Source organism: Chitinolyticbacter meiyuanensis (assembly GCF_008033135.1).
Lineage (GTDB): Bacteria > Pseudomonadota > Gammaproteobacteria > Burkholderiales > Chitinibacteraceae > Chitinolyticbacter > Chitinolyticbacter meiyuanensis.
Map to the genome: position 1 here is coordinate 744,849 of NZ_CP041335.1, position 25,592 is coordinate 770,440.

Sequence of the window (25,592 nt, forward strand, 5' to 3'; positions counted from 1 at the left end):
CGGGGTTGAACCACAACGAGAGAAGAAGGGGAAAGGGGATGGACTGGTTCAAGCAGTTGCGCCTGGCGACCAAGCTGACGGTGGCCTTTTTGCTGGTGGCGCTGGTGGCGGTGGTGATCGGCCTCGTCTCGATCTATCAGCTGCGCAAGGTCGACAGCATGATGAGCAGCATGTATTCCGACCGGCTGGTGCCGATCCGCGATCTGGGCGCCGTACAGGCCGAGACCATCCAGCACTATCGGCGGGTGTACGTGAGCTTGGCGCTGAACGATGCCGAGGAGACGGCTGAGCAGGCGCAGAAGAACAAGGCCTCCGAGCAGCAGATCGATACCGCCATCGGTGCCTATCGCCAGACGGTGCTGGTGCCCGACGAGGAGCGGCTGCTCGCTGAATACGACAAGGTCTCGCCGCGTTACCGCGAGTCGGTGCACAAGGTGATGCAGTTGCTGCAGACAGGCATGACGCAGGATGCGGATCATCTCGTTCGCACCGAGACCAAACCCTTGTTCGAGCAGTTGATCGCCGTGGTGTCCGGCATCGTCAAGGTCAATTCCGAAGTGGCCGACAAGGCGAACAAGGAATCCACCCAGATCGCTGCCGAGATCTCCCGCTTGATGATCATCTTCATCGTTGCGGGCTTTGCGCTGGCGGTGGCCATCGGCATCCTGATCACCCGGATGATCGTGCGCCAGGTCGGCGGCGAGCCGCAGGACGCTGTGCGCATCCTGCAGCGGGTGGCCGAAGGCGACCTCACGGTAAACGTGCAGCTACGCCAGGGCGATCAGACCAGCATGCTCTACAGCATCCAACAGATGATCGGGCGCCTGACCGATGTGATCGGCGATGTGCGCGGTGCCGCCGGCTCGATCGCCTCGGCGTCGGAAGAAGTGTCCGCGTCGGCGCAGGCGCTGTCGCAGAATGCGTCTGAGCAGGCGGCCAACGTCGAGGAGACCAGCGCCTCGGTCGAGGAGATCTCGGCCACGGTGGCGCAGAACGCCGAGAACGCCCGCGTGACCGACGGCATGGCGACGCAGAGTGCGCAGCACGCGGTGGAAGGGGGAGAGGCGGTGAAGCAGACGGTTTCGGCGATGCGGCAGATCGCCGGCAAGATCGGCATCATCGACGACATCGCCTACCAGACCAACCTGCTGGCACTGAACGCCGCGATCGAAGCCGCGCGGGCCGGCGAGCACGGCAAGGGCTTCGCCGTGGTGGCGGCCGAGGTGCGCAAGCTGGCAGAGCGCAGCCAGGTGGCGGCACAGGAAATCAGCTCGGTGGCCGGCAACAGCGTGATGATGGCCGAGAGCGCCGGCACCTTGCTCGACCAGATGGTGCCATCGATCCGTAAAACGGCTGATCTGGTGCAGGAAATCACAGCGGCGAGCACCGAACAGACAGCAGGGCTCGATCAGATCAACACGGCGGTGAGCCAGCTGGCGCAGACTACGCAGATGAACGCATCGGCCTCGGAGGAGCTGAGCTCCACGGCCGAGGAAATGAGCGCGCAGGCGATCCAGCTGCAGGAGCTGATCCAGTACTTCAAGATCGCCGGCCAGCGCAGCCGCGGATAAGGCGTGGGCGGCCTGCCGCCCGGCAGGCCGTTCAGTCGAACAGCGCGTCGACGTAGTCGTTGGCGGTGAAGGGGCGCAGATCGTCGATGCCTTCGCCGACGCCGATGAAGCGCACCGGCACCGGCCGTTGCTTGGCGATGGCGGCAATCACGCCGCCCTTGGCGGTACCGTCGAGCTTGGTCAGTACGAGGCCGGTCAACCCCAGCGCATCGTCGAAGGTCTTCACCTGGTTGAGCGCGTTCTGGCCGTTATTGGCGTCGAGCACCAGCAGTACCTCGTGCGGGCCGGTTTCGTCGGCCTTCTGCACCACGCGCTTCACCTTCTTGATTTCTTCCATCAGGTGCAGCTGGGTCGGCAACCGGCCGGCGGTATCGACGATGATCACATCGATGCCGCGTGCCTTGGCTGCATTCACTGCATCGAACGCTACGGCGGCGGCATCGCCCGAATCCTGTGCGATCACCTGCACGCCGTTGCGCTGCCCCCACACTACCAGCTGTTCGCGCGCGGCGGCGCGGAAGGTGTCCCCGGCGGCCAGTAGCACCGACTTGCCCTGGCTCTGAAAATACTTGGCGAGTTTGCCGATGCTGGTGGTCTTGCCGGCTCCGTTCACGCCGGCCACCATCAGGATGAAGGGCTTGTGCCCGCTGATGTCGAGCGGTACTTCCAGGGGCGAGATCAGCTCGGTCAGCGATTCCTTGAGTGCACCCTTGAGCTCGGTGCCGTCCTTCAGGCCCTTGAGCGAGACGCGGTTGCGCACGTCCTTCAGCAGATGCGTCGTAGCATCGACGCCCATGTCAGCGGTGATCAGCACCGTTTCGAGTTCCTCGTAAAGGTCCTCGTCGATCTGGCCGCCACCGAACAGCCCGGCCAGGTTCTTGCCGAGCGCATTGCGCGTCTTGGCAAGGCCCGCCTTGAGCCGCTCCGACCACGATAGCTTGGGTTTTTCCTGCGGCTCGGCAGGGACAGGTTCCGGCTGGACCAGCGTTTCGGCGGATGCCGCCGCGGGTTCGACCGCTTCCGAGGCGGGGGCGGGAGTCTTGGATTTGAAGAAGCTGAACATGTTCGCTCGGGGTAAGTGCGCGCAAAACAGCGGCGCAGGCTGGCAAATTGCTAGAATTCTAAACTTTTGTTGTCGAACCCGCCCACCCGGAATACCCATGATCCGATCAACATGCAGCAAGGCGGCGCTGGGCGTCGTGCTGGCGCTGCTCGCATTGTCGGCCCTGGCCGCAGAACTCAAAGGGGTGCTGCCGAGCAATCCGCAGGCCGAGCCCGAACTGATCCATCCGCTGACCAATAGCCGCGTCGAGCATCTCGACAACGGCCTGACCATCGTCCTGCATCAGGACCGCCGGGCGCCGGTGATCGAGCTGCAACTGTGGTACCGCGTCGGCGCCATCGATGAACCGGCCGGCCTGACCGGCATTTCCCATGCGCTGGAGCACATGATGTTCCAGGGCACGTCAACGACTCCGCCGGGCGAGTACAACCGCCGTATCGCCAAGCTGGGCGGGCGCAAGAATGCCTACACCACGCGCGACTACACCTATTACTACTCGGTGCTGCCGGCTTCGGACCTTGGCGTGGCCCTCAAGCTCGAAGCGGACAGGATGCTGCACCTGAGCCTCGCGGATGACCAGTTCGGCAACGAGATCAAAGTGGTGATGGAAGAGCGCCGACTCAATACAGAGAACAACGCCTTTCGTGCGTTCAACGAGCGGCTGGAGCGAGTGGTCTATCCCGAATCGGTGATGAGCAACCCGGTCATCGGCCATATGGACGATCTGAAGAAGCTCAAGGCCGCAGACCTGCGCCGCTGGTACCAGCAGTGGTATACGCCCAGCAACGCCATTCTAGTGCTGGCCGGGGATTTCGAGAGCGATGTGGCGCTGGCGCAGATCCGGCGCGAGTTTGGCGCGCTGCCTGGCAAGAGCTTGCCCGAGCGGATCAAGGTGACGGAGCCGATCCAGCAGGTGGGCAAGCGCCTCAAGAGCAAGCAGCCGGCCGCCAACAGCATGGTCACCTTTCGCTGGCGTTTGCCGACGCAGTTGCCAGAAAAGGATCGCGCTGCACTTGCCATGCTGGCCGAGATGCTGGACAACGACTACCAGGACCGCCGGTTGGCGCTGGCCAGCGACAGCCTGGGTGCTTATTTCGACTACCCGACCCGTGGTGAGCCGAGTTTCGTGCTGACCGCTACGCCGACCGATGACACTTCACTGTCCTCGCTCGAATCAGCGATGGACAAGCAGGTAAGCCTGTTGCGTGGTGCCGGCCTCTATGGCGAGATGCTGGAGCGCGGCAAGGCACGGATGCTGGCGCAGAACTACTTCTCGTTCGATTCCCTGTCCAACCGCGCCACCGAACTGGGCCGTAGTGTGCTTTATGGCGAAACTCCGCAGCAATATGTGGCCGGACTCGCTCGCATGCAGCAGGTCACGCTCGACGATCTTGAGCGCGTGGCCGAGACCTACCTCAACGAAACCAACCGCTCGGTCGGCGTACTGGATGCCTTGCCGGTCAGTGACATGCAAAGCGTGTCGCAGGAGGTGACCCATGGCCGCTAAATGGCTTGCTGTCGCCCTGGCATTTGTTGCCAGCGCCACAGTGCTGGCGTTGCCCACGCCGCAGCGATGGCAGACCGCCAATGGTGTGCCGGTCGCACTGGTGGAGCGGCATGATTTGCCGGTGATCGACGTGCAGATCGACTTCGATGCCGGCGAGAGCCGCTCGCCAGCCGATCAGCCCGGGCTTGCCACACTGGCGTTCGCCAGCATCATTGATAAACAGCTTGAAGACTACGAGTGGCGCACGCCCTATCAGCTGCTGACCGACAGCGGCAACCAGTACGGCGTCGATGTCTATCGCGACCGGGCCACGTTGCGGCTGCGCATGGTCAGCAATCGCAATAATCCAGGCACGCACATCAGCACGCTGGCGCAGCAACTGGCAAACGCCAAGTACCCGTTCGAAACCCTGAAGTACCGCCGCGACTGGCTGGGCGGGCGTTTCTCCAGCGATCCCAAGGCGGCTTCGGCCGAGCGGGCACTGGCCTACACGTTGTTCGGTGAGCATCCGCTGGGCCGTTCTGACCGGCGTACGCCCGACTCGATGCGTTCGGTCGGCAACAGCGATTGCCGGGGGTTCTACCGCCAGTACTTGGTACCGGGGAACGCCAACATCACCTTCGTCGGCGACATTGGCCGCGCAGAGGCGGAGCGATTGGCCGACCTGCTGACCGAGCATCTGCCAAAGGGCGAGGCCGCACCGCCTTTGCCGGAGTTGAAGATTGCAAGCAAGGTGGATTCGAAGCCGATCCGCATCGTGCGCAACAAGAACCAGAGCAGCATCGAGATGGGCCAGTTGCTGCCGCTGGACCGCAATGCCGACGATTACGCAGCGCTGCTGCTGGCAAACTACATGTTCGGTGGCGCCGGTTTCGAATCGCGGCTGATGCGGGAGCTCCGGGAGAAGCGTGGGCTGACCTACGATGTGTCGAGTTCGCTGACGACATTGCGCGGCGTCAGCTGGCTGTCGATCGAGGTGGCCACCCGCAGCGAGGAGGAGGCGAGCATGTTGGCGCTGCTGCGTGGCGAGGTCGAGCGCTTTACGCGTGACGGGCCGGAGGCCGACGAAATGGTGGAGGCCAAGGATCGCTTTCTGCGCGGCATGAAGTTCTGGGGGGACGACAACGCCGACCTGCTGCAATTGATCGCCAACATCGATTATTACCACCTGCCCGCCGATTACTACGATAGGCTGGCTGCGCGTATTACCAAATTGACGGCCGCCGACGTCAAGGCAGCGTGGCAACGCCATGTCGATCCGGCCCGTTTCGTCGTCGCAATCGAAGGTCCGCAGCCCAAAGCGGCGGAAGACAAGCCGGCACCCACGGCCAAGCAGGCTGCGGAGCCCGCAAGCGACAAGGCGGATGCGTCATGAGCCAGAATGCCCGCAACCAGCTGCGCATCGTCGGCGGCGAGTACCGGCGACGGGTGCTGCGCTTTCCAGACAGCGAGGGCCTGCGCCCGACGCCGGACCGAGTCCGCGAAACGCTATTCAACTGGCTGGGCCAGGATCTGACTGGCAAAAGTTGCCTCGACCTGTTCGCCGGCAGCGGCGCGCTCGGCTTCGAGGCGGCCAGCCGCAATGCCCGGCGGGTGGTGATGGTCGAGCAGGCGCGAGCGGTGCATGCCGCGCTCGTGGCCAATCGCCAGTTGCTGGGTGCGAAGCACATCGAACTCGCCAATGCCGATGCACTGCCATGGCTGGCACGCTGCAATGATCGCTTCGATGTGGTGCTGCTCGATCCGCCGTTTGCCTCCGATCTGCTGGCCCGCACGCTCGCCATCCTGCCCGAGCGATTGGCCGAAGGCGCGCTGGTCTATTGCGAGACGGCGGATTGGCCTGATCTCGCCGGCTGGGAGCGACTCAGGGAAGGCAAGGCCGGGCAGGTGCACTATGGCCTGTTGCGCCGCGCCGGCTGAGCGGCCGGCGTTGTTCGCCACCGCGTAACATGGGACAATCCCGATCCGGTCTAGCTCACTGTTTTTGCTGGTCTTTTTATCTGTTCTGCCAAGGAAGTCATTCATGTCCCTGATGATCACCGACGAATGCATCAATTGCGACGTCTGCGAGCCCGAGTGCCCCAATCATGCGATTTCGCAGGGCCCGGAGATCTACGTGATCGATCCCTCCCTCTGTACCGAATGCGTCGGCCACTTCGACGAGCCGCAGTGCCAGCAGGTCTGTCCGGTCGATTGCATCCCGCTCGATCCGGACCGCAAGGAATCGAAGGAAGAGCTGATGCAGAAATACCTCGTGATCTCCGCGGCCTGAACGGAGCACGACCATGACGCCCCGCCCGCGCGTGCACGACCTGCGTTCCGAAATCGACCAGACGCTGACGGTGGCGGGCACCATGGCCAACGTCTCGCCGGAACAGGCGCTGCAACTGGCGAGCCAGGCGCAGATGCTGGCGGATTCGATCGAGTACCACGCGGGCTTGGCGCGCGCGCTCTACACGCAGGCGGCGGCGCATAGCGCGCTCAACGACATGCCGCAGGCATCGGTGGTGGTGCAGCGGGCATTGGCGCTGGCGCATGAATACGGCCTGTGGCCGCTGTGGTTCGATACGCTGGACTTGGCCGCCGGCATTGCCTACGACCTCGACGATTACGAGGTCGCGATCGATGCCTGGCTTGCCAGCATGGAGCGTGGCTACGAGCACGACGCCATGCTGGCGGTGCTGCGCGGCTATGTCGGGCTGTCCAAGGTGTTCTTCATGTACGGCGATGTGCCGACCAAGCGTGCGTTGCTGGAAAAGGCGCGCGCCTTGCTGCCGCTGGTCGGTCCCGGCGACATCGCGTTCGGCCTCTATATCAACCTTGCTGCCGACGCCTGCCACCGCGGCGATCTGGCGCAGGCGCTGCAGGAGCTGGCGGCCGCGGAGGCCATGCTGCCTGACCTCGGCTACTGCCAGTACGAGCACGAGCTTTACTACTATCGCGGCCACGTCTATCGCCGCCAGGGTGAGCTTGCCGCCGCGATGCGGCAGCTGGAGCGTGGTCTCGCGCTCAATGCCAGTCGCAGCAATCTGTGGGGTACCACGGTCAACCTGATCGAACTGGGCGAGACCTGTCTCGACCTGGGGCAGCTGCACGCCGCCCAGTACTACCTCAACAGCGTGGGCGATGCGCCCAGCCTCTACCTGCGCATGCAGGTGCATGGTGCGCTGGCCAGGGTGAACGCAGCGCTCGGCCGTACTGATCGCGAGTTCGCGCACTGGCAGCAGCATTTCGCCATCGCCGAGCAGTTGTCCGCCTTCGGTGCCCGTCCGCAGGTGGCCGAGGTTCGCCGCAAGGCGCTGGCCGAGCGGATGCGCAGCGTGGAAAACCGGCTGCAGCCCTGATCACTCGCGATACGGTTCCACTGTGATGTCGGAATCACGCGGCGCCTCGGCCGCCTGCGCGACAGTTGGCGGCTGACTTTGCTGCGCGGAGGCCGCAGCCGGCGCATCGCGCTTGGCGGCATCGATGGCCCAGCCGGTTGCCGTGGTGGCGCCCGAGACCGTGGCCTTGCCCACATCCCAGGCCACGCCGGCGGCGGTGGTGGTGACATTCACGGCCGTTGCCGCAACGCTGACGGTGGCCGCGCCGACCGCCGCAACGGTGGAGACGGTGCCGCAGCCGGCAATGAGGCTGCTGACGGCAAGAAGAACGAACAGTTTCAAAGCGGATTCCACGGGGTGTATGCGAACAGTGAGACCGTGCCGAGCGCAGCGGTTCAACCCGTTCAGCGCCCCATGCCGCCCACCTGTTGGGCGAGGTAGGTGGCGTAGTTGTCGGTCATGCCGCCGATGAAGTCGAGCACGCGGCGATAGCTTTCATACAGCGGCCATTCGCGGCGCGGCGCATTGTATTCCATCAGATCGAGCACGCGCTTCATCCGGAACGGCATCTCGTCGGCCACCTTGAGTTGGTAAACCGCGTTGCAGAAGGCATCGAGCAGGATGTCGAGACAGGTGAACGAGCCGACCTCGATCTCGATCTTGCGCCGCTCATTGAAGATGCGGTCGCGTGCCAGTTGCTTGGCCTCGAAGATGCCGTGGCGCAGGCTTTCCGGGCAGTCGTTCAGCAGGTCGCCCTGGTAGCTGCCGGCCATCAGCCGCGGGTATTGGGTGAGGAAGGCCTGTGCCACATCGCGCACGCAGCGATCGATCGCCTTGCCGCGCAGCAGCGAGATCTTGCGCCGCACCGATGGCGCAGCGGCGACTTCCAGTGCCAGCAGTTCCCGCTCGCCGCCACACATTTTCATCAAAATGGGCTCGACCACCTCGAACGGCAGCATGCCGATCTCGATGCCATCCTCCAGGTCGAGGATGGCGTAGCAGATGTCGTCGGCCGCCTCCATCAGATAGGAGAGCGGATGTCGTGCCCAGCGGCCGGTTTCCAGTGGCGGCAGGCCAAGCTCCTGCGCCACTTCGGTCAGCAATCGATGTTCGGACTGATAGCAGCTGAACTTGCCTTTGGCGCCGGCGTGCTCGCTGGTCCATGGATATTTCAGCGTGGCGCCGAGCGTGGCATAGGTCAGCCGCAGCCCGCCCTCGAAGCGGTGGTTTTCCAGCTGGGTGATGATGCGGAAGCCCTGGGCATTGCCCTCATACAGCGTCAGGTCGCGCCGCTCCTCGCTACTGAGGTGCTGCATCAGGAACGCGTGTTCGGGGCGGCGGAACCAGTCGCGGATCGCGTATTCGCCAGCATGGCCGAACGGCGGGTTGCCGATGTCGTGTGCGAGGCAAGCGGCCTGTACGATGGCGCCCACGTCGTACGGCGTGATCTCGTGCGGTAGCCGCTTACCCAACTGCTGGCCGACCAGCACGCCCAGGCTGCGACCGACACAAGCGACCTCGATGCTGTGCGTCAGCCGGGTGTGCACATGATCGTTCTCGGTCATCGGGTGCACCTGGGTCTTGCGGCCCATGCGCCGGAACGGCGAGCAGAACACCACGCGGTCGTGGTCCTTGTGGTAGTTGCTGCGGCCGGCCTCGGCGCGCGGATCGGCTTCGCGTGGCGCGCCGAGCCGGTTGGCGGCGAGCAGCCGCGTCCAGTCCATCATGGTGTCGATCTTGGCAGGGTGGGACAGGCGCATGATACCGGATCGGGATGGCGCGCTCGTGAACTTGCCGTGCACCACGATCGGGCGGCCCGCCGCTCGCGCCAATCCCTTGTCGTGATTGACAAAAACGCCTGTCCCAGGGGAACGGATTTGGCTAGAATAGCGCGCATTTTTCGGGGCCCGGCCCCGGCTGAACCATAGAGCGCGACCAGTCCGCAGCCGGACCTGGCGCCGGGAGACAACATGGCGCTGCTGGAAATCCGCGACGTCGTCAAAACCTTTGGTGACTTCACCGCCGTCAATCACGTCAGCCTGTCGGTGGAGGCCGGCGAGTTCTTCACGCTGCTCGGCCCGTCGGGCTGCGGCAAGACCACGCTGCTGCGGATGCTGGCCGGCTTCGAGCAGCCCGATTCGGGCGAAATCCTGCTCGATGGCAAGAACATGGCTGGGGTGCCGCCGGAAAAGCGCCCGGTGCACACGGTGTTCCAGAGCTATGCGCTGTTCCCGCACATGACGGTGGCGCAGAACATCGCCTTCCCGCTGAAAATGGCCGGCGTGGCCGCTGCCGAGATCCCCAAACGCGTCGACGAGGTGCTGGAGGATGTGCGGTTGCAGCAGTTCGCACGGCGCCTGCCGCACGAGCTCTCCGGTGGCCAGCGCCAGCGCGTCGCCATCGCTCGCGCACTGGTGAACCGGCCGCGCCTGCTGCTGCTGGATGAACCGCTGTCGGCGCTGGATGCCAAGCTGCGTGAACAGATGCAGATCGAGCTGATCAATCTGCAGAAGGAAGTGGGCATCACCTTCGTCTATGTGACACACGATCAGGGCGAAGCGCTGGCGCTCTCCCACCGCATCGCGGTGATGAACGCTGGCCAGGTCGAGCAGCTCGACGCACCCGAGACGATCTACAGCTATCCTAAGAGCCGTTTCGTCGCCGATTTCATCGGCCAGTGCAACCTGCTGGATGCGACCATCGTCGAGATCGGCAGTGATCGGATGAAGGTGGAGATCGCTGGCGTCGGCGTGGCCGAGGCGCTGCCGGTGGCCGGGGCGGAAGTGGGTGCCAAGGGCACGCTGACGCTGCGTCCGGAAAAGATCAAGCTCGGCGCCACGCTGCCGGTGGGGGATGCCGACGAGGTGCACTTCAAGGGCAAGGTGCACGACTGCCTGTACCTTGGCGACGTGACCATCTACATCGTCGAGCTCGACAACGGCATGCTGGTCGAGACCATGCTGCCGAACTCGGCCTCGGGCAAGGCCAAGTTCTTCGACGACAACGATCTCGTCGAGCTGGCCTGGCGCTTCGATGCCGGCCACTTCGTGCTGCGCTGAGGTCCGTCGATGAAGAATCGCCTCGCCAAGTGGCTGATCTCCGGGCCACCGCTGCTCTACCTGATCCTGTTCTTCGCCATTCCATCCGGCATCATGGCCTTCGCCGCTTTCCGCTTCCCTGGCGACTACGGCGGCCTGCTGCCGCTGGTCGAGGTCGATCCGGACAGCGGCGCCCGCACGGTGCTGATCAACTGGAGCAACTACGCCGATTTCCTCACCTGGGAGAACTTCCAGCGCTTCTTCGAGGATTCGATCTATATCTCGCTGTTCCTCAAGTCGTTCTGGTATGCGGCCATCACCACGGTGGTCTGCATCGTGCTCGCGTATCCGCTGGCCTGGTTGATCGCGCGCAGCCCGAGGAAGACGCGTGATCTGCTGGTGCTGATGGTCATCCTGCCGTTCTGGTCCAACTTCCTGATCCGCGTGTACGCCTGGATGATCATCCTGGGGCCGCAGAGCTATTTCACCCGCGCGCTCAATGGCGTGCTCGGCGTGTTCGGCATCGAGCCGATCTCGCTGCTGTTCTCGCATGTCGCCGTGATCATTGGCCTGGTGTACGTGCACTTGCCGTTCATGGTGCTGCCGCTCTATGCCAATCTGGAAAAGCACGACATGGCCCTCTTGGATGCCGCGCAGGATCTGGGCGCCAACGCTTGGCAGCGCTTCTGGAAGGTGACCTGGCCGCTGTCGCTGCCGGGGGTGTGGGCCGGCACCGCGCTGGTGTTCATCCCCGCGCTCGGCATGTTCGCCATCCCGGATCTTCTTGGCGGGACGGACAGCATGATGATCGGGAACCTGATCAAGCAGCAGTTCCTCGACAGCCGCGACTGGCCGTTCGGCTCGGTGCTGTCGATCATGCTGACATTGTCGGTGTTGTTGATGGCGGCGCTGGCCGCCTGGGCGGGTAGCCGCGGGAAGTCCAAGCGATGAAGAAGGTTTCCAACTGGGTCTGGGCTGCGGCTGCGCTGGTCTACGCCTTTCTTTACCTGCCGCTGGCGGTGGTGGTGCTGTTCTCGTTCAACGATTCCAACCTGAATGCCGAATGGGTGGGCTTCACCTTCAAGTGGTACGTGATGCTGTTCCAGGACGAGGTGATGATTGAGGCGGCGATCCATACGCTGATCATCGGCTTCGTCACCTGCGTCGTTTCCACCGTGCTGGGCACGCTGGCGGGCTTTGCCATGTACAAGTGGCGGCTGCGCCTGTTGCCGGCGCTGGTGCTCACGCCGATCGCCATCCCCGAGATCCTGATGGGGGTGTCGCTGCTGATCTTCTTCGTGATGCTGAACATGACGCTCGGCCTCGTGTCGATCACGCTGTCGCATATCGCGTTCTGCATCGGTTTTGTCGCCATCGTGGTGCGCTCGCGGCTGCAGGGCATGGACGAATCGCTGGTCGAGGCGGCGCGCGACTTGGGCGCGAGTCCGGTGACGGCATTCCGTGCCATCACGCTACCGCTGATCATGCCCGGCATCATCGCCGGTGCGCTGATGGCGTTCACGCTGTCGATCGATGACTTCGTCATCAGCTTCTTCACCGCCGGCGTCGGCTCCAACACGCTGCCGCTGGAAATCTACTCGCGGGTGAAGGTGCCAATGAAGCTCAACCCCGAGGTGAACGCGGTATCGACCCTGCTGATGCTGTTGACGCTGTCGCTGATCCTCATCGTTTCCAAGGTGGCGCCGAGTGCGCTGCGTGCCGGTGACTAGGGGCGAGCTTACAGCGCGCACAATCGTGGCATAATCTGGCGGATTGCGGCGCGATCCGCCTTTTCTTTGATTTTTCTTTGTTTAATCCGAGGGATATCACCGACATGAAAAAGCTGCTTCTGGCGCTGTCGCTGCTGGCAGGCGTGGCGCAAGCCGAGGATGTGTTGCACGTCTACAACTGGAACAACTACATCGCGCCGGAAACGGTGAAGCGCTTCGAGAAGGAGTGCAAGTGTCGCGTGGTGCAGGATTACTACGGCGCCATGGAGGAAATGCTGGCCAAGCTCGCGGCCGGTGCCAAGGGCTACGACATCGTGGTGCCGACCGGCTTTGCGATCCCGCCGCTGGTGAAGCAGAACCTGACCCAGCCGCTCGACAAGGCCAAGGTGCCGAACCTGAAGAACGTGAATGCCGCGTTCCTGAACACCGAGTTCGACAAGGGCAACACCTTTTCCGCCCCGTACGCGTTCACGACCACCCTCGTCGGTTACAACGACAAGAAGATCAAGGAACTGGGGATCGACGCGACCAGCTGGGCCGTGATCTTCGATCCCAAGGTGCTCGCCAAGATCAAGGGCAAGGTCACCGTGCTCGACGACAGCCGCGAGCTGTTCGCCGCCGCGTTGATGTACAACGGCTATTCGGCCAACTCGACCAATCCGGCCGAATGGAAGAAGGCTGCCGACACCATCAAGGCCGCCAAACCGTTCTGGGCCGCGTTCAATACCCAGAGCTACATCAAGGAACTCACCGTCGGCAACATCTGGGTGGCGCACGGCTACTCCAACGACATGTTCCAGGCCAATCAGGATGCCAAGGCGGCCAAGCGCCCGTTCGGCATTGCCTATGGCCTGCAGAAGGAAGGCAACACGCTGTCGCTCGACAGCATGGTGGTGCTGAAGAACGCGCCGCGCCCCGATCTGGCACACCGCTTCATCAACTTCATGCTGGATGGCAAGAATTCGTCCGAGCTCACCAACATGATCGGCTCGGGCAACCCAAATGCCGCCGCGGCCCAGTTCGTGCAACCGGACATCAAGAAGATCAGTGCCGTGTTCCCGGATGCCAATGCGATGAAGCGCCTGCAACAACTGAAGGATCTGCAGGGCAAGCAACTGCGTGATCTGAATCGCCTCTGGACCGAGGTCAAGACCGCGAAGTAAGTGCGGGCAGGGTGGCGTTGCAGCCGCCCTCGCTGAACAAAGCCGGGCACGCGTAGCCCGGCTTTTTCACGTACACTCGGGCTCGCGCCTTTACTGGTGCGGCCCGGTCGGGATGCCCGCGCGGCCCGTTGGTCCTTCTTGCCGTACGCGCGTTTTCAGGCCTGCTCCCCGCTCTCCATGCGCAGCTTCCCACCCGTCAGCTACCTGGCCCGTGAGGCCCCGCAGACGCGTATCGCGCGCTACTTCCTCGCCTGCTACCTGCTGCTGGTGCTGGTGCTGAGCTTCTACCCGTTCAGCGGCTGGCATTACAACGGCGAGCCGGTGCTGGCTTTCTACAGCTACCCGCTGCCGTATTACTTCACCTTCTTCGACAACTTCGCCAATGTGCTCGCCTATGTGCCGCTGGGGCTGGGCTTGGCGCTGCTGGTGCGGCGACGTTTGCTGTCGCTGCTAACTGGCACCCTGGGCGGCACGCTGCTGTCGGCGCTGGTCGAATTCGTTCAACAGTTCCTGCCGGAGCGGGTGGCGTCGAACATGGACATCCTCGCCAACGGCACCGGCGCCTTCATTGGCGCCGTATTCGCATTGCTGGTGGCGAGCCGCCGCTGGCAACGCCGCTGGCTGGTGTTCCGCCATAGCTATCTGGTGGCAGGGCGGCGTGGCGAGTGGGGGCTGGTGTGGCTGGGGCTGTGGTTCATCACGCAGTGCGACCCGTCGGTGCCGCTGTTTGGCGTGGTGGTCGAGGCGGTGGTGCTGCCGCAGCCGTTCATTTCGCCGATCGCCAATGCCCGGCTGTTCCTCGATCTGCTGGAAGGCTGTGGCGTGGTGCTGCACGTCTTCGGCCTCGGCATGTTCGTGTCGGTGCTGGTGCGCCACCAGCGGCATGTGCCGCGGGTGGTGACGGCTACGCTTGCCGTCGGCATCGTGCTGAAGCTGCTGTTCGCCGGCATGCTGCTCAAGCCGGACCAGTTCTTCGCCTGGGTAAACGCCAACGTGGTGATTGGCGCCTGTCTCGCCTTCGGCCTGCTTGCCCTCTGCCTGCGGCTGCGCCGCCGCCTGCGGGCGTTGCTGGGCGCCTGGGCGCTGATTGCGGCGCTGGTGGTGAGCTGGCTATGGCCGCTGGCGCCGCAGCTGTCCGCCTCGCTGGAGATGTTCCGCTGGCGCTATGGCCATCTGCAGCATTTCAGCGGCATGGCCGCCATGGTCGGCGACATCTGGCCCTACGGAGCCATTGCGCTGATGCTGGCGCTGGTGTTGCGCCGTGCCGATGATTGAGTCGGCCCGTTACTTGACCTGGCGCTCGACGGCGGGATTGAGGAAGCGCTCGCCGGCCAGCAGCTTGTCCATCATCGCCGGATCGGCCCACTCCATCTTCACCTGTTCCGAGAACACGATGTCGGCGAGGCGGAGCTCGCCCATGCGCGGGTTGTAGGCGTCGTCGCGGAATGCCTGGGCATAGCCGGTATCGGTTTCGTGGGCGATGACCGAATGTAGCCGCACGTCGTTGCTCTCGCCGTTCTGCATGTCGGTCTGCTGCAGCAGCGCATCGATCACCACGAAGAACAGCCGGGCGAACTGTTCAGCCGAAGGTGACACCGGCAGTGCGATCCAGCGTGCCGAATATTGCTGGCACAGCCGGATGTACTCGGCATCGTCCTTGTCCCAATAGCAGATCGCATGGTCGAAGGCATCGATCGCATCCTTGATCGTGCCCTTCATCAAGCCGAAGTCGTACACCATCTGCCCATGATCGAGCGCATGCGCTTCCAGCAGCACTTCCACCTTATAGCTGTGGCCGTGGATGGAGCGCCGGCAGCGGTCACTGGAACAGTTGCGCACGATGTGCGCGTTTTCGAACTTGTAGAGCTTGCGGATCAGCATGATCAATCCCGAGTAGAACGCTCGGGTTTTATCAGAAGCAGCGATTGCATTCAAGCCGACTATTGCGCCGCACCTTTACCCAGTTAATACCAATTCCCATTCGAAGCAAAACAACCACGACTGCAAGTTCAAACATATCAAATTACTAATTTGATATTAATAAGAAAGATCAAAGTAATTAAAAAAGTGATTCGGTCAGATGAATTGCCTCATATCGAAAAAAAAGACGCAACCGACTGTCGTGGATAAGTGGCATGTCATCAGTAAATGACTACACACCAATGCACTAAAACGCTACATCAGAGCTGTCTAATGATGTGAGGCAATACTTTTTTTTTGCAAAAAAACCGTTTTTAAACAATATGTTGATTTATTGTTGTTGCGATGCGGCATTGGGGGGTAAGGGGTTTTATGTAGTGCATCGGTGGTCTTGCTGGTGCGTGAGTGGTAAGACCACTGATCGTGCCTACCGGCGGGAGTTGACAAGGTGGGGCCGCTATCCGGTAATCGGAAGCGTCACACCGGGTGTAGTGGCTTTCAGCCCGGGGTACGGGGGCGATTCAGTTTTTTACTTACAAAAAAATGACGCCTTCGGGCACTGACCAGGCTCAGTTTGGCGGTGCCGATAATGCCAATTTCAACAGGATGGAGACCCCTGACTATGTCGACCACTCGACTGTCGCTCGCGTTGCTCCCCGCCGCCCTGATCGCTTCGTATGCCTACGCAGCGTTCCCGGCCTGGCAGGAGGGCAGCACGTACGCTGCTGGCACCAAGGTCAGCTACAACGGCCATGACTATGAATCGCTGGTGACCCACACCGCTTATGTCGGTGCCAACTGGAACCCGGCTGCTACCCCGACGCTGTGGAAGGATCTGGGCGTCTCGTCCGGTACCGCCACCCCGACGCCGGTTCCGGTGACCAACACGCCGACCCCGCCCGCTGTGGTGACCAACACTCCGACCCCGGTCGTGGTGACCAACACCCCGACGCCGGTTTCGGTAACCGCTACCCCGACGCCGGTGGTTGGCCAGTACCCCGAATGGGCTGCCAGCGCCGTCTATACCGGCGGTCAGCGCGTGACCTACCAAGGCTCGGTGTACCAAGCCCAGTGGTGGACGCAGGGTGACAACCCGGCTCAGTCCGGCGAGTGGGGCGTGTGGCGCAAGGTCACCACCGGTGGCCCGACCCCGACTCCGGTAACGAATACCCCGACCCCGACGGTCACCCCAACCGTGACACCGACTCGTGTCACACCGACCCCGACCGTCACCCCGACTGGCGTGACGCCGACGGTCACCCCGACCGTGACGCCGACTCGTGTCACGCCGACCCCGACCGTCACCCCGACTGGTGTGACCCCGTCGCCGACGCCGGTCACCCCGACCGTGACTCCGTCGCCGGTTACCCCGTCGCCGACCCCGATCCCGGGCCAGGACTGCCGTCCTGACGGCCTCGTCTCCGAAGTCTCGGGCGTGCCGTACTGCACCGTGTACGACGGCGAAGGCCGCGAAAAGCTGGCCAACGGCCTGAAGCGCCGCATCATCGGCTACTTCACCGCATGGCGTAACGGTTCCAACGGCCAGGCGCGCTACATCGCCTCGGATATCCCGTGGGCCGACATCTCGCACATCAACTACGCGTTTGCCCACGTCGATGGCAGCAACAAGGTGTCGATCGGTAACCCGACCGCCGCTGGCAATGCCGCCACCAACATGGAATGGCCGGGCGTACCGGGTGCTGAGATGGATCCGACCCTGCCGTACAAGGGCCACTTCAACCTGCTGAACAAGTACAAGAAGCAGTACCCGAACCTGCGCACCCTGATCTCGGTCGGCGGCTGGGCGGAAACCGGTGGCTACTTCGCGGACAACGGTGATCGCGTGGCTTCGGGTGGCTTCTACACCATGACCACCAACGCCGATGGCTCGGTCAACACCGCTGGCATCAACACCTTCGCTGATTCGGCCGTTGACTTCATCCGCAAGTACAACTTCGATGGCGTGGATATCGACTACGAATATCCGACCACCATGGACAAGGCCGGCAACCCGCTCGACTGGTCGGTTTCCAGCCCGCGTCTGCGTGGCCTGCAAGCCAGCTACCGCGAACTGATGCGCGTGCTGCGTCTGAAGCTCGACAACGCTTCGAAGGCCGATGGCAAGTACTACATGCTGACCATCGCTTCGCCGTCGTCCGCTTACCTGCTGCGCGGCATGGAGGCTTATCAGAGCGCCAAGTACCTCGACTACGTGAACATCATGTCTTATGACCTGCATGGCGCGTGGAACGAGTTCGTGGGCCCGAACGCCGCCCTGTTCGACGATGGCAAGGATGCCGAGCTCGCCAAGTGGTCGGTCTACAGTGCTGCGCAGTACGGCGGCATCGGCTACCTGAACACCGATTGGGCCTTCCGCTACTTCCGCGGCATGCTGCCGGCCGGTCGTATCAACGCCGGTATGCCGTTCTACACCCGTGGTCACAAGGATGTTCAAGGTGGCAACAACGGTCTGTGGGGCACTTCGCCGAAGTCGACCAATTGCGGTCCTGGCCTGACCGAGTGCGGCCTGGGTGCAACCGGTATCGACAACATCTGGCACGATCTGGATCAGAACGCCAAGGAAATGGGCGCCGGTTCCAACCCGATGTGGCACGCCAAGAACCTGGAAAAGGGTATTGCCGGTAGCTACCTGTCGCAGTACGGCCTGTCGGCTGCTGACCTCGTCGGCACCTACGCCCGCAACTACGATGCAACCCTGGTTGCTCCGTGGCTGTGGAATGCCCAGAAGAAGGTCTTCATCTCGACCGAGGACGAGCAATCGATCCAGAAGAAGGCCGAGTGGGTGATCGCCAACGGCGTCGGCGGTGCGATGTTCTGGGAAATGGCCGGTGACTACGACTGGAACGCCGCGAAGGGCGAATACGGTCCTGGTTCGACGCTGACCCGCCTGTTGGCTTCCAACTTCCGCGCTGCCTCGCCGTACGGCAACAAGCGTGCGAAGAAGGCCATGCCGGGTGAGACCGTCGATCTGCAGTTCGACCTGACCAACTTCAAGCTGGGTGATCAGAACTACCCGATCAACCCGTACCTGAAGATCACCAACAAGTCGAACGTGACCATCCCTGGCGGTACCAAGGTGCAGTTCCAGTACGGTGTTTCGGCACCGGGCACGATGACCGACCAATCGGGCGCTGGCCTGAAGACGGTTGCGAGCGAGCATACTGGCAACAACATCGGTGGCTTCAAGGGTGACTTCCACACCGCCGAGTTCGCACTGCCGTCGTGGCAATCGCTGGCTCCGGGTGCATCGATCGATGTCACGCTGAACTACCAACTGCCGATCGCGATGCCGTCCAACTACATCGTGACGATTGGTACCAAGCAATACAGCATCAAGCAGGAGTATCCGAACCTGCCGGCCGCTACCCTGCAGTAAGCGCGGTCTGTAGTATCCAGACGGGCAAGCCTTCGGGTTTGCCCGTTTTTCATTTATAGGAAGGGTCGGCACGGCGCCGGCCGCAGGGGGCAGTCTTGCAGTCGCAGTTTCTCCGCTATCTGCTGGTGGGCGGCGCGTCGTTCGCGCTGGAATACGGGCTGTACTGGCTGCTGTACCGGTGGCTGGGCCTGCCTTATCTGTGGGCCAACTCCTCGGCCTATCTCACGGTCTTCGTCGTGAACTTCCTGCTGAACCGCAGCTGGACCTTCGGCTCGTCCGGCCATATGGGGCGGCAGGCGCTGCTGTATCTGTTGCTGGTGCTGTTCAATTTGCTGGCGAGCAATGTGGTGCTCTATCTGCTGGTCGAGCTGGCGCAGGTGCCGGCGCTCGTGGCCAAGGTGGTGGTGATGCTGATGATCGTCAGCTGGAATTTCGTGCTCTATCGCAAGGTGATCTACCGATGATTTCCATCGTGATGCCGGTCTACAACGAAGGTCCGCATATCGAGGCGAGCGTGGGGACTGTGCACGCGCTGCTCGCCGCGCACGGTCTTGATGTGCAGTTCGTGCTGGTCGATGACGGCTCGCGCGACGACAGCTGGGCTGCACTCTCGCGGCTGGCGCAGTCGCTGCCGGGCATCAAGGCGATCCGGCTGTCGCGCAATTTCGGCAAGGAGGCGGCGCTGTGCGCCGGGCTGGAACAGGCTGATGGCCAGGCTTGCCTTGTCATGGACTCCGACTTGCAGCATCCGCCCGAGCTGATCCCGCAGATGGTCGGGCTGTGGCGCGAGGGCTGGGATGTGGTCGAGGGCGTGAAGGCGCACCGTGGCCAGGAAGGCGGCGTGTACAAGTTCGGTGCGCGCGTGTTCTACCGCCTGTTCCACAAGCTCTCGGGCTTCGATCTCTCCGGCGCGTCGGATTTCAAGCTGATGGACCGCAAGGCGGTCGAGGCCTGGCGCAGCATGAAGGAGCGCGACACCTTCTTTCGCGGCATGTCCGCGTGGGTGGGCTTCAAGCGCCACCGGCTGCCCTTTGTCGTCGCGAGCCGGGTGCAGGGCACCACCAAGTGGTCGCCGATGAAGCTTGGTCGGCTGTTCATCTCGGCGATCAGCGCGTTCTCGTCGTTGCCGCTGCAGATCGTCACGGTCATGGGCGGCCTCTTTTTCATTGGCGCGCTCGGCATGGCGGTACAGACGCTGTACACCAAGCTGTCCGGCCATGCCGACGACGGTTTCACCACCGTGATCCTGCTGCAGTTGATCATCGGCAGTGCGCTGATGTTCAGCCTGGGCATCATCGGCACCTATCTCGCGCGCATCTACGACGAGGTCAAGGGCCGGCCGCGCTATCTCGTCGCGGAAACCGCCATCTCCCCCGCCAAATCACAGGAATGACATCGTGCTGGGTCTGCTCTATCTGATCGTCGCATTCGCCTTGGGCTGGCAGCTGCTGCCGCGCCTGCTGCCATGGGTGCTGCAGGTGCCTGAACGCACCAGCCTCTTTGGCACGGCCATCCCGCTGCCGTTGTGGGTGATCCGCTGGCCTGCAGCGTGGCTCGTCGGCACGCTGCTGATGAACTGGACCACCTTCGTGTTTTGCAACTGGCTGGGCGCCATGCAGCCGTGGGCGGTGTTGGGCCTCGCCATCGTGGCCACAGCCATGTTGATGTGGTTCAACGGCCTGCAGCGGCCGGCCGCGTTCAAGCCCGAGGCCGGCTGGTGGCGCAAGCTGTTGGGCGTGGAGGGTGCCTACCTGCTGGTGGCGCTGCTGCTGGCAAGCTTCATTGCCTGGCACACGCTGATGATCAAGGATGGCGTGCTGCTGATCGGCAACACCGTCTGGTCTGATTTCGGCCCGCACCTGGCGGTGATCCGCTCGTTCTCGTGGGGCGACAATTTCCCGCCGCAGTACCCGCATTTTCCCGAAGGCAACATCCGCTACCACTTCCTGTTCCAGTTCCTGGTTGCCACGCTGGAAAAGCTGGGGCTGCCGCTCGACTGGGCGTTCAACCTGCCGAGCATCCTGTCGCTGGTGGCGGTGTTCTTGCTGCTCTATGCGCTGGCGGTGGCGATCACCGGCTCGCGCGCGGTCGGTGTGCTGACCGGCGCCTTCTTCATCTTCCGCTCGTCCTTTGCTTTCTTCACCTTTGCCAAGGACCACCTGGGTGGTGACCTGTGGCAGGCGCTGTGGAATGTGTCGCTGCACATCGGCAAGACGCAGAACGAGCATTGGGGGCTGTGGGCGCAGAATGTCTACGCCAACCAGCGCCACTTCGCCTTCTCGATCGGCATCATGCTGTTGATCCTGATGGCGCTGCTGCCGCTGATCCAGTCCGCGGCCAGTGAGCAGACCGGTGTGAAGGCGCGGCTGGTGCATTGGTGGCGCACGGTGATCTCGTTCGGCGGCTGGTGGCCGCAGGATTGGCGCCGCGCCGTGGCGCTCGGCGTGCTGCTGGGGCTGATCGGCTTCTGGAACGGCGCGGTGGTGATCACCGCGCTCTTGATCCTGGCGGTGATGACGCTGTTCAGCCGTGGCCGGCTGGAGTACGCCATCATTGCCGTGCTGGCGGTGCTGCTGGCCACGCTGCAGTCGCGCTGGTTCATCGGCGCCGGGGCTTCGGCGGTGTCGCCCACGCTGTTCTTCGGCTTCCTCGCCGATCAGAAGACCGTCGCTGGCGTAATCTGGTTCGTGATCGAGCTGATGGGCCTGTTTGTGCCGTTGTTCATCCTCGGCTGGCTGGGCGCCTTGCCGGCCGGGCGTAATACGCGCGGCCTGACGCTGGCGTTCTTCGTGCCCATCGTGTTCGCGCTGACGGTGTCCCTGACCACCGATATCAATGCCAACCACAAGTTCATCATGATCGCGACGCTGCTCGCGAACATCGTGGTCGCCGTGCTGGTGGTCGGCCTGTGGCGCAGTGGTCTCGTCACCCAGCGCATCCTGGCCGTGGTGTTCACGTTGTTCATGACCATTACCGGCTTTGTCGACCTACGCACGCTCTACAACATGAATCAGGGCAGCGTGCAGTTCCGCATGGATGACCCGGTCACCCTCTGGGTGCGGCAGCACAGCAAGCCGGGCGACGTGTTCCTTACCGACTGGGCCACGCTGCATCCGGTGCAGTTCGCCGGACGGCCGATCTACTACGGCTGGCCGTACTACGCCTGGTCCGCTGGCTATGACACCGATACGCGTGTACAGATCATGAAGCGCATCTATGGCACGCCCAACCCGTACGAAATGCGTGGCCTCGCCCAGCAGGCAGGCATCCGCTACATCGTGATCGACGATGCCGTGCGCAACAACCGCGAGTACACGGTGAACGAGATGCTGATGGCGCGGGTGTTCCCGCTGGTGTTTGCCCACGAGAAGGACCACACGCTGATCTTTGCTGTGCAGTGAGAGCTGCTTCACACGCCGGGCAGACTCGGTCAACCCGGCGTGCCCTCCATGCATTGATGGTGCACAGGAGGCAAACCAAGGAGGAGCTCCATGAAGACCATCATCACTGCACTGACGCTTGCCGGTGCCATGCTCGCGGCCCAGGCCCATGCATCCCCACACTGGCGTGAAGGCCGCGACTATCGCGCTGGCGAAGTCGTCGAGTACCGTGGCCAGCAATGGCGCGTGGTTCAGAGCCACACCGCCTGGCGCGGCGCCGGCTGGACCCCCGAAGCCGCACATTCGTTGTGGGAGCCGGCGCGCGGCCACCGCGATCGCCGCTACTACGACGGACGCGGCCACGACACGGGGCAATGGCGCGGTCCCAGCGGTTACCCGGGTGATCCCGGCTATCGCGAGGACAAACCATGGCGCCGCGACCCGCATTGGCGGCCCGCAGGCTGGGGCCACGACCGTGGTTACCATCGCGGTGAATGGGTGTGGTACGACGGCTATGCCTACCAGGCCCGGCGCGATGTCGGTTCCAGCGTATCCGTGAACTGGCGCCCGGACCGTGCGCCGGATGTGTGGTTGAAAGTGCGCATTCCCTGAGCGCCATCCCGCACGGTTTCAATCCAGAGCCGCCTTTATCAGGCGGCTCTTTTATTGACGAAAGTTCCACCAGAAATCCGATACCAGTGGTCGGTTTTGCTTTCAGTGTTTGTATTACGATGGTCCAGCCATGCATTCGTCATGGCGTACACAAACACAGGATGGAAGCAGAGATGAAAACAACGAAGCTCTTAGGGTTGCTCGTCACAGCCCTGATCGGCCCGATGGCCTTGGCGACCACGCCCACGCCAACACCTCCCTATCCCACGCCGGTCCTGCCATCGGCACCGGGAGGGGATGCCACATGGTCATGCCAAACCACCAATACGGCGTTGGTGCTACATCCGGTGACGCCGGTGTCTACAGCGCCCGTGACGCCACCGACGCCGTCCCCGGTTGGCTGGCCACTGCCGATCCCCGTGTCGACGCCGACACCGATTCCACCAGCAACCCCTACGCCCACGCAGCCCAACTCGCCCGAGTGGCAAGCAGGCCAGGCGTATACCGCAGGGCAGACCGTGCGCTACCAGGGTGGCGCATACCGCGCACGCTGGTGGACCCAGAATGAAACACCGCAGTCGGGTGGCTGGGGCGCTTGGGAGTTGCTTGCCGGCAGCACCAGCATCCCGCAGTGGAGCAATACGCAGACCTTTCTCGCGGGCCAGCAAGTGCGCCATCAGGGCAAGATCTACCAGGCGCGCTGGTGGACGCAGGGCGATACGCCCGGCAATGAAAACGGCGTGTGGCAGTTCGTGCGGAACGATAGCCTTGAGGCGATGAACGCGGTCTGGGCGAATGCACGGCTGTTCGAGAAGAGCTGCATGCGGCCGGAAGGTGGGTATCGGATGGAATTCTTCCGTGCTGGTGTCTACATGATCCAGAATGTGGTCGACCCCCAGCAGGTGGTGACGACGCTCAAGATCACAGGCTTTCAGCCTCGTACCGAGCCATGGGTTTCAACGCCATACAAGCAGGTCGCGGCCTATACCTATCAGGGCATCTGGGACGATATCGTCGGCAAACCGCCGATGAATGTGGTCGGTGGGGTGCAGTTTCCATGGCTGTGCTCGGCTGACGAAATCTGCCGGCCATTCAACAAGTAGGCCGAGCTTGGTATCAGCAACAACAGCGCCTCAAGGCGCTGTTGTTGTATGGGGCAATGCAGTGGCTCAGCTCCTGAACCGATCGAGCTCGCCGCGCAAGGCATCGGACTTGCGACCGAGCTCGGCCGCCGCTGCATAGATGTCGTCGGCGTCGCGGGCGCTGACGGCGAACGATTGCTTGAGCGTATCCACCTCGTTGCCGATGTGGTTGACCGCGTTCTCGATCGCCTGGGTCTGTGCCGCACTGGCGCCGACGTGGCGTTCGGCAGCCTGCATGGCACCTACGCTGTCGCCGATCGCCGCCAATGCGCCGTCGGCGCTGGCCACCAGTTGCTGGGCCTGGCGCGCGGTAGCGGCCATGCGGCTGCTGGTGGTCTCGATCGCGCCGACGATACCGGTCACCGCGCGTTGCGAATCGGCGAGTGCCGTGTCGGTCTGGCTGGCGAGCTTGCGCACTTCGTCGGCCACCACGGCAAAGCCGCGCCCGGCTTCGCCGGCGCGTGCCGCTTCGATGGCGGCGTTGAGCGCCAGCAGGTTGATCTGGTCTGAAATGCCCTTGATCGCATCGAGGATATGGGTGATCTGCTCGGCTTCGCGCGTGAGCTGCTGCAACTCGCTGGCAATGGCCTGGCTGGCATCGGCACTGTCGTTCACCGCGCGCACCATCTGATCGAGCTCGCCCCGTGCGTTGCTGAGCTTGGCGGCTGCGGACGAAACGCCGCTACGCACCGCTGCGGCAAGATGTGCCGCTTCGGCGGCGGCGTCGCGGATATGGCTGACCTCGCCACCGATCTCGCCGATCTGGCGCACGCCCTGGCCCACTTCGTTGCGCAGCTCCTGCGCCAGGCCGACGAACTGCTGGGCCATGGTCGCCGTCTCGTTGGCGCTGCCGCGTGTGGTGGTGAACACCTCGCGCACCATGGCCAACAACCGGTTCAGCTTCTCGGCGATGCGCGCGATTTCGTCGCTGCCGAGCACGGCCACTGGCCGGGTCAGGTCGCGGGCGTCGGCCACGGCGTCGATGTCGCGTGCCATCTGCTGGATCCGTGCCGCCAACCGCCGGGCCGCCACCACGGCGAGCGCCACGCCGAGGGCGAGGCACACCGCTGCGATCAGCAGCATCTTCAGCAGCGTGCGCTGCAGCGCCTTCGTCACATGATCGAGCGTGATGTCTACGCCGATCAGGTAGGGCGTGCCGTTGCTGGTCTTCATCGGCATGAAGATCGAGCGGAAGCGCCCGAACTTGTCCTCGTACTCGGCGAACTGCACGTTGCCGCTGCGCCAGGCTTCCAGCGTCGCCGGGTCGGCATCGTTGTAGTGCTCGTAGTACTTGGCATAGTCGCCGGCCTCGACCTCGGCGTGCGGAGCGCCGTCGGCGATGTAGATCACCTTGCCGTCCTCGACCTTGAGCAGATAGGTGTAGGCGAGACCCACCTGTTCGGCGTAGCCGCCAAGGCGCAGCACCAGCGCCTTGTATTCATCGGCTCCGATGGCCTGGGCATCCTTGGCGCGTGCCGGATAGTCGCTGGCGATGATGTAGGGCACGGCATGGGCCGCGGCGCGCAGCCGGCCATCGATCTCGGCGCGTACGTCACGCACCTTGTCGAAATAGCTGTTGGCGGCAAAGCCGGCGATAACGATGATCTCGACCGCGATGATCCAGAACAGGATGCGGCGGAACAGCGAGCCTTGCTGGGTGGCGAGGGTAGGGGCGTTCAAGGGGGACTTCCGTGCAACGGGAGCTCCCAGTTTACGAATGGGAGTCAGCCCGCTTCAAGCACCAAT

The 25,592-nt window shown here is 63.2% G+C and carries 22 protein-coding genes; 17 read left to right on the forward strand and 5 right to left on the reverse strand.

Annotation, left to right across the window (positions count from 1 at the left end; all coding sequences use genetic code 11):
- The first annotated feature begins 38 nt into the window (after positions 1-38).
- Complete coding sequence (locus FLM21_RS03535; protein WP_148714246.1) at positions 39-1,571, forward strand: methyl-accepting chemotaxis protein; 1,533 nt, start codon at positions 39-41, stop codon at positions 1,569-1,571.
- 31 nt (positions 1,572-1,602) lie between these two features.
- On the opposite strand, the gene ftsY is transcribed toward FLM21_RS03535, so the two are convergent.
- Positions 1,603-2,733: a signal recognition particle-docking protein FtsY gene (gene ftsY, locus FLM21_RS03540; protein WP_373281801.1), complete on the reverse strand. Its 1,131-nt coding sequence runs from the start codon at positions 2,731-2,733 to the stop codon at positions 1,603-1,605.
- On the opposite strand from ftsY, the gene FLM21_RS03545 reads away from it, so the two are divergent.
- The 5 genes from FLM21_RS03545 (at position 2,732) to FLM21_RS03565 (ending at position 7,485) form a co-directional block, all read left to right on the forward strand.
- Positions 2,732-4,141 (forward strand): M16 family metallopeptidase, encoded by a 1,410-nt coding sequence (locus tag FLM21_RS03545; RefSeq protein WP_187360067.1) that lies wholly within the window; start codon positions 2,732-2,734, stop codon positions 4,139-4,141. The genes ftsY and FLM21_RS03545 overlap by 2 nt on opposite strands.
- On the forward strand, positions 4,131-5,516 hold the full coding sequence (locus FLM21_RS03550; RefSeq protein ID WP_148714249.1) for a M16 family metallopeptidase: 1,386 nt from the start codon (positions 4,131-4,133) through the stop codon (positions 5,514-5,516). The genes FLM21_RS03545 and FLM21_RS03550 overlap by 11 nt, the downstream gene beginning before the upstream one ends.
- The gene (gene rsmD, locus FLM21_RS03555) at positions 5,513-6,061 is read left to right on the forward strand and encodes a 16S rRNA (guanine(966)-N(2))-methyltransferase RsmD (RefSeq protein WP_148714250.1); all 549 of its coding nucleotides are present in this window, start codon (positions 5,513-5,515) and stop codon (positions 6,059-6,061) included. The genes FLM21_RS03550 and rsmD overlap by 4 nt, the downstream gene beginning before the upstream one ends.
- Before the next feature lie 103 nt (positions 6,062-6,164).
- Positions 6,165-6,413: a YfhL family 4Fe-4S dicluster ferredoxin gene (locus FLM21_RS03560; protein WP_148714251.1), complete on the forward strand. Its 249-nt coding sequence runs from the start codon at positions 6,165-6,167 to the stop codon at positions 6,411-6,413.
- A 13-nt stretch (positions 6,414-6,426) separates the two neighbouring features.
- Entirely contained in the window at positions 6,427-7,485 is a 1,059-nt protein-coding gene (locus FLM21_RS03565; protein ID WP_148714252.1) for a hypothetical protein, read from the forward strand.
- Here FLM21_RS03565 and FLM21_RS03570 read toward each other — a convergent pair whose 3' ends face one another.
- Entirely contained in the window at positions 7,486-7,806 is a 321-nt protein-coding gene (locus tag FLM21_RS03570; protein ID WP_148714253.1) for a hypothetical protein, read from the reverse strand.
- A 62-nt stretch (positions 7,807-7,868) separates the two neighbouring features.
- Positions 7,869-9,224, reverse strand: a complete 1,356-nt coding sequence (locus FLM21_RS03575) for a deoxyguanosinetriphosphate triphosphohydrolase (RefSeq protein ID WP_246120813.1) — start codon at positions 9,222-9,224, stop codon at positions 7,869-7,871.
- A 210-nt stretch (positions 9,225-9,434) separates the two neighbouring features.
- Between FLM21_RS03575 and FLM21_RS03580 the strand changes: the two genes are divergently transcribed.
- The 5 genes from FLM21_RS03580 (at position 9,435) to FLM21_RS03600 (ending at position 14,670) form a co-directional block, all read left to right on the forward strand.
- Positions 9,435-10,523, forward strand: coding sequence for an ABC transporter ATP-binding protein (locus tag FLM21_RS03580; RefSeq protein WP_148714254.1), 1,089 nt, complete (start codon positions 9,435-9,437; stop codon positions 10,521-10,523).
- A gap of 9 nt (positions 10,524-10,532) precedes the next feature.
- A complete protein-coding gene (locus FLM21_RS03585) occupies positions 10,533-11,453 on the forward strand; it encodes an ABC transporter permease (RefSeq protein ID WP_148714255.1) in 921 nt (306 codons plus the stop codon).
- Positions 11,450-12,232, forward strand: a complete 783-nt coding sequence (locus FLM21_RS03590) for an ABC transporter permease (RefSeq protein ID WP_148714256.1) — start codon at positions 11,450-11,452, stop codon at positions 12,230-12,232. The genes FLM21_RS03585 and FLM21_RS03590 overlap by 4 nt, the downstream gene beginning before the upstream one ends.
- Before the next feature lie 104 nt (positions 12,233-12,336).
- Positions 12,337-13,395 (forward strand): polyamine ABC transporter substrate-binding protein, encoded by a 1,059-nt coding sequence (locus FLM21_RS03595; protein WP_148714257.1) that lies wholly within the window; start codon positions 12,337-12,339, stop codon positions 13,393-13,395.
- 177 nt (positions 13,396-13,572) lie between these two features.
- On the forward strand, positions 13,573-14,670 hold the full coding sequence (locus FLM21_RS03600) for a VanZ family protein (protein WP_148714258.1): 1,098 nt from the start codon (positions 13,573-13,575) through the stop codon (positions 14,668-14,670).
- A 9-nt stretch (positions 14,671-14,679) separates the two neighbouring features.
- On the opposite strand, the gene FLM21_RS03605 is transcribed toward FLM21_RS03600, so the two are convergent.
- Positions 14,680-15,276 carry a 6-pyruvoyl trahydropterin synthase family protein gene (locus FLM21_RS03605; protein WP_148714259.1) on the reverse strand — a complete coding sequence of 199 codons (597 nt, stop codon included), beginning with the start codon at positions 15,274-15,276 and terminating at the stop codon, positions 14,680-14,682.
- 661 nt (positions 15,277-15,937) lie between these two features.
- Between FLM21_RS03605 and FLM21_RS03610 the strand changes: the two genes are divergently transcribed.
- The 6 genes from FLM21_RS03610 to FLM21_RS03635 all read left to right on the forward strand — a co-directional run bounded on the left by FLM21_RS03610 (position 15,938) and on the right by FLM21_RS03635 (position 23,807).
- Positions 15,938-18,712: a chitinase C-terminal domain-containing protein gene (locus tag FLM21_RS03610; RefSeq protein WP_148714260.1), complete on the forward strand. Its 2,775-nt coding sequence runs from the start codon at positions 15,938-15,940 to the stop codon at positions 18,710-18,712.
- A 95-nt stretch (positions 18,713-18,807) separates the two neighbouring features.
- Positions 18,808-19,176 (forward strand): GtrA family protein, encoded by a 369-nt coding sequence (locus tag FLM21_RS03615; protein WP_148714261.1) that lies wholly within the window; start codon positions 18,808-18,810, stop codon positions 19,174-19,176.
- Positions 19,173-20,105, forward strand: a complete 933-nt coding sequence (locus FLM21_RS03620) for a glycosyltransferase family 2 protein (RefSeq protein WP_148714262.1) — start codon at positions 19,173-19,175, stop codon at positions 20,103-20,105. Before FLM21_RS03615 ends, FLM21_RS03620 begins: the two co-directional genes overlap by 4 nt.
- A 4-nt stretch (positions 20,106-20,109) precedes the next feature.
- Positions 20,110-22,113, forward strand: a complete 2,004-nt coding sequence (locus FLM21_RS03625) for a hypothetical protein (RefSeq protein WP_148714263.1) — start codon at positions 20,110-20,112, stop codon at positions 22,111-22,113.
- A 90-nt stretch (positions 22,114-22,203) separates the two neighbouring features.
- Positions 22,204-22,704, forward strand: coding sequence for a carbohydrate-binding protein (locus FLM21_RS03630; RefSeq protein ID WP_148714264.1), 501 nt, complete (start codon positions 22,204-22,206; stop codon positions 22,702-22,704).
- A gap of 173 nt (positions 22,705-22,877) precedes the next feature.
- Entirely contained in the window at positions 22,878-23,807 is a 930-nt protein-coding gene (locus FLM21_RS03635; protein ID WP_148714265.1) for a carbohydrate-binding protein, read from the forward strand.
- 66 nt (positions 23,808-23,873) lie between these two features.
- Here FLM21_RS03635 and FLM21_RS20730 read toward each other — a convergent pair whose 3' ends face one another.
- The gene (locus tag FLM21_RS20730) at positions 23,874-25,526 is read right to left on the reverse strand and encodes a methyl-accepting chemotaxis protein (protein ID WP_187360068.1); all 1,653 of its coding nucleotides are present in this window, start codon (positions 25,524-25,526) and stop codon (positions 23,874-23,876) included.
- Between the last annotated feature and the right edge of the window lie 66 nt (positions 25,527-25,592).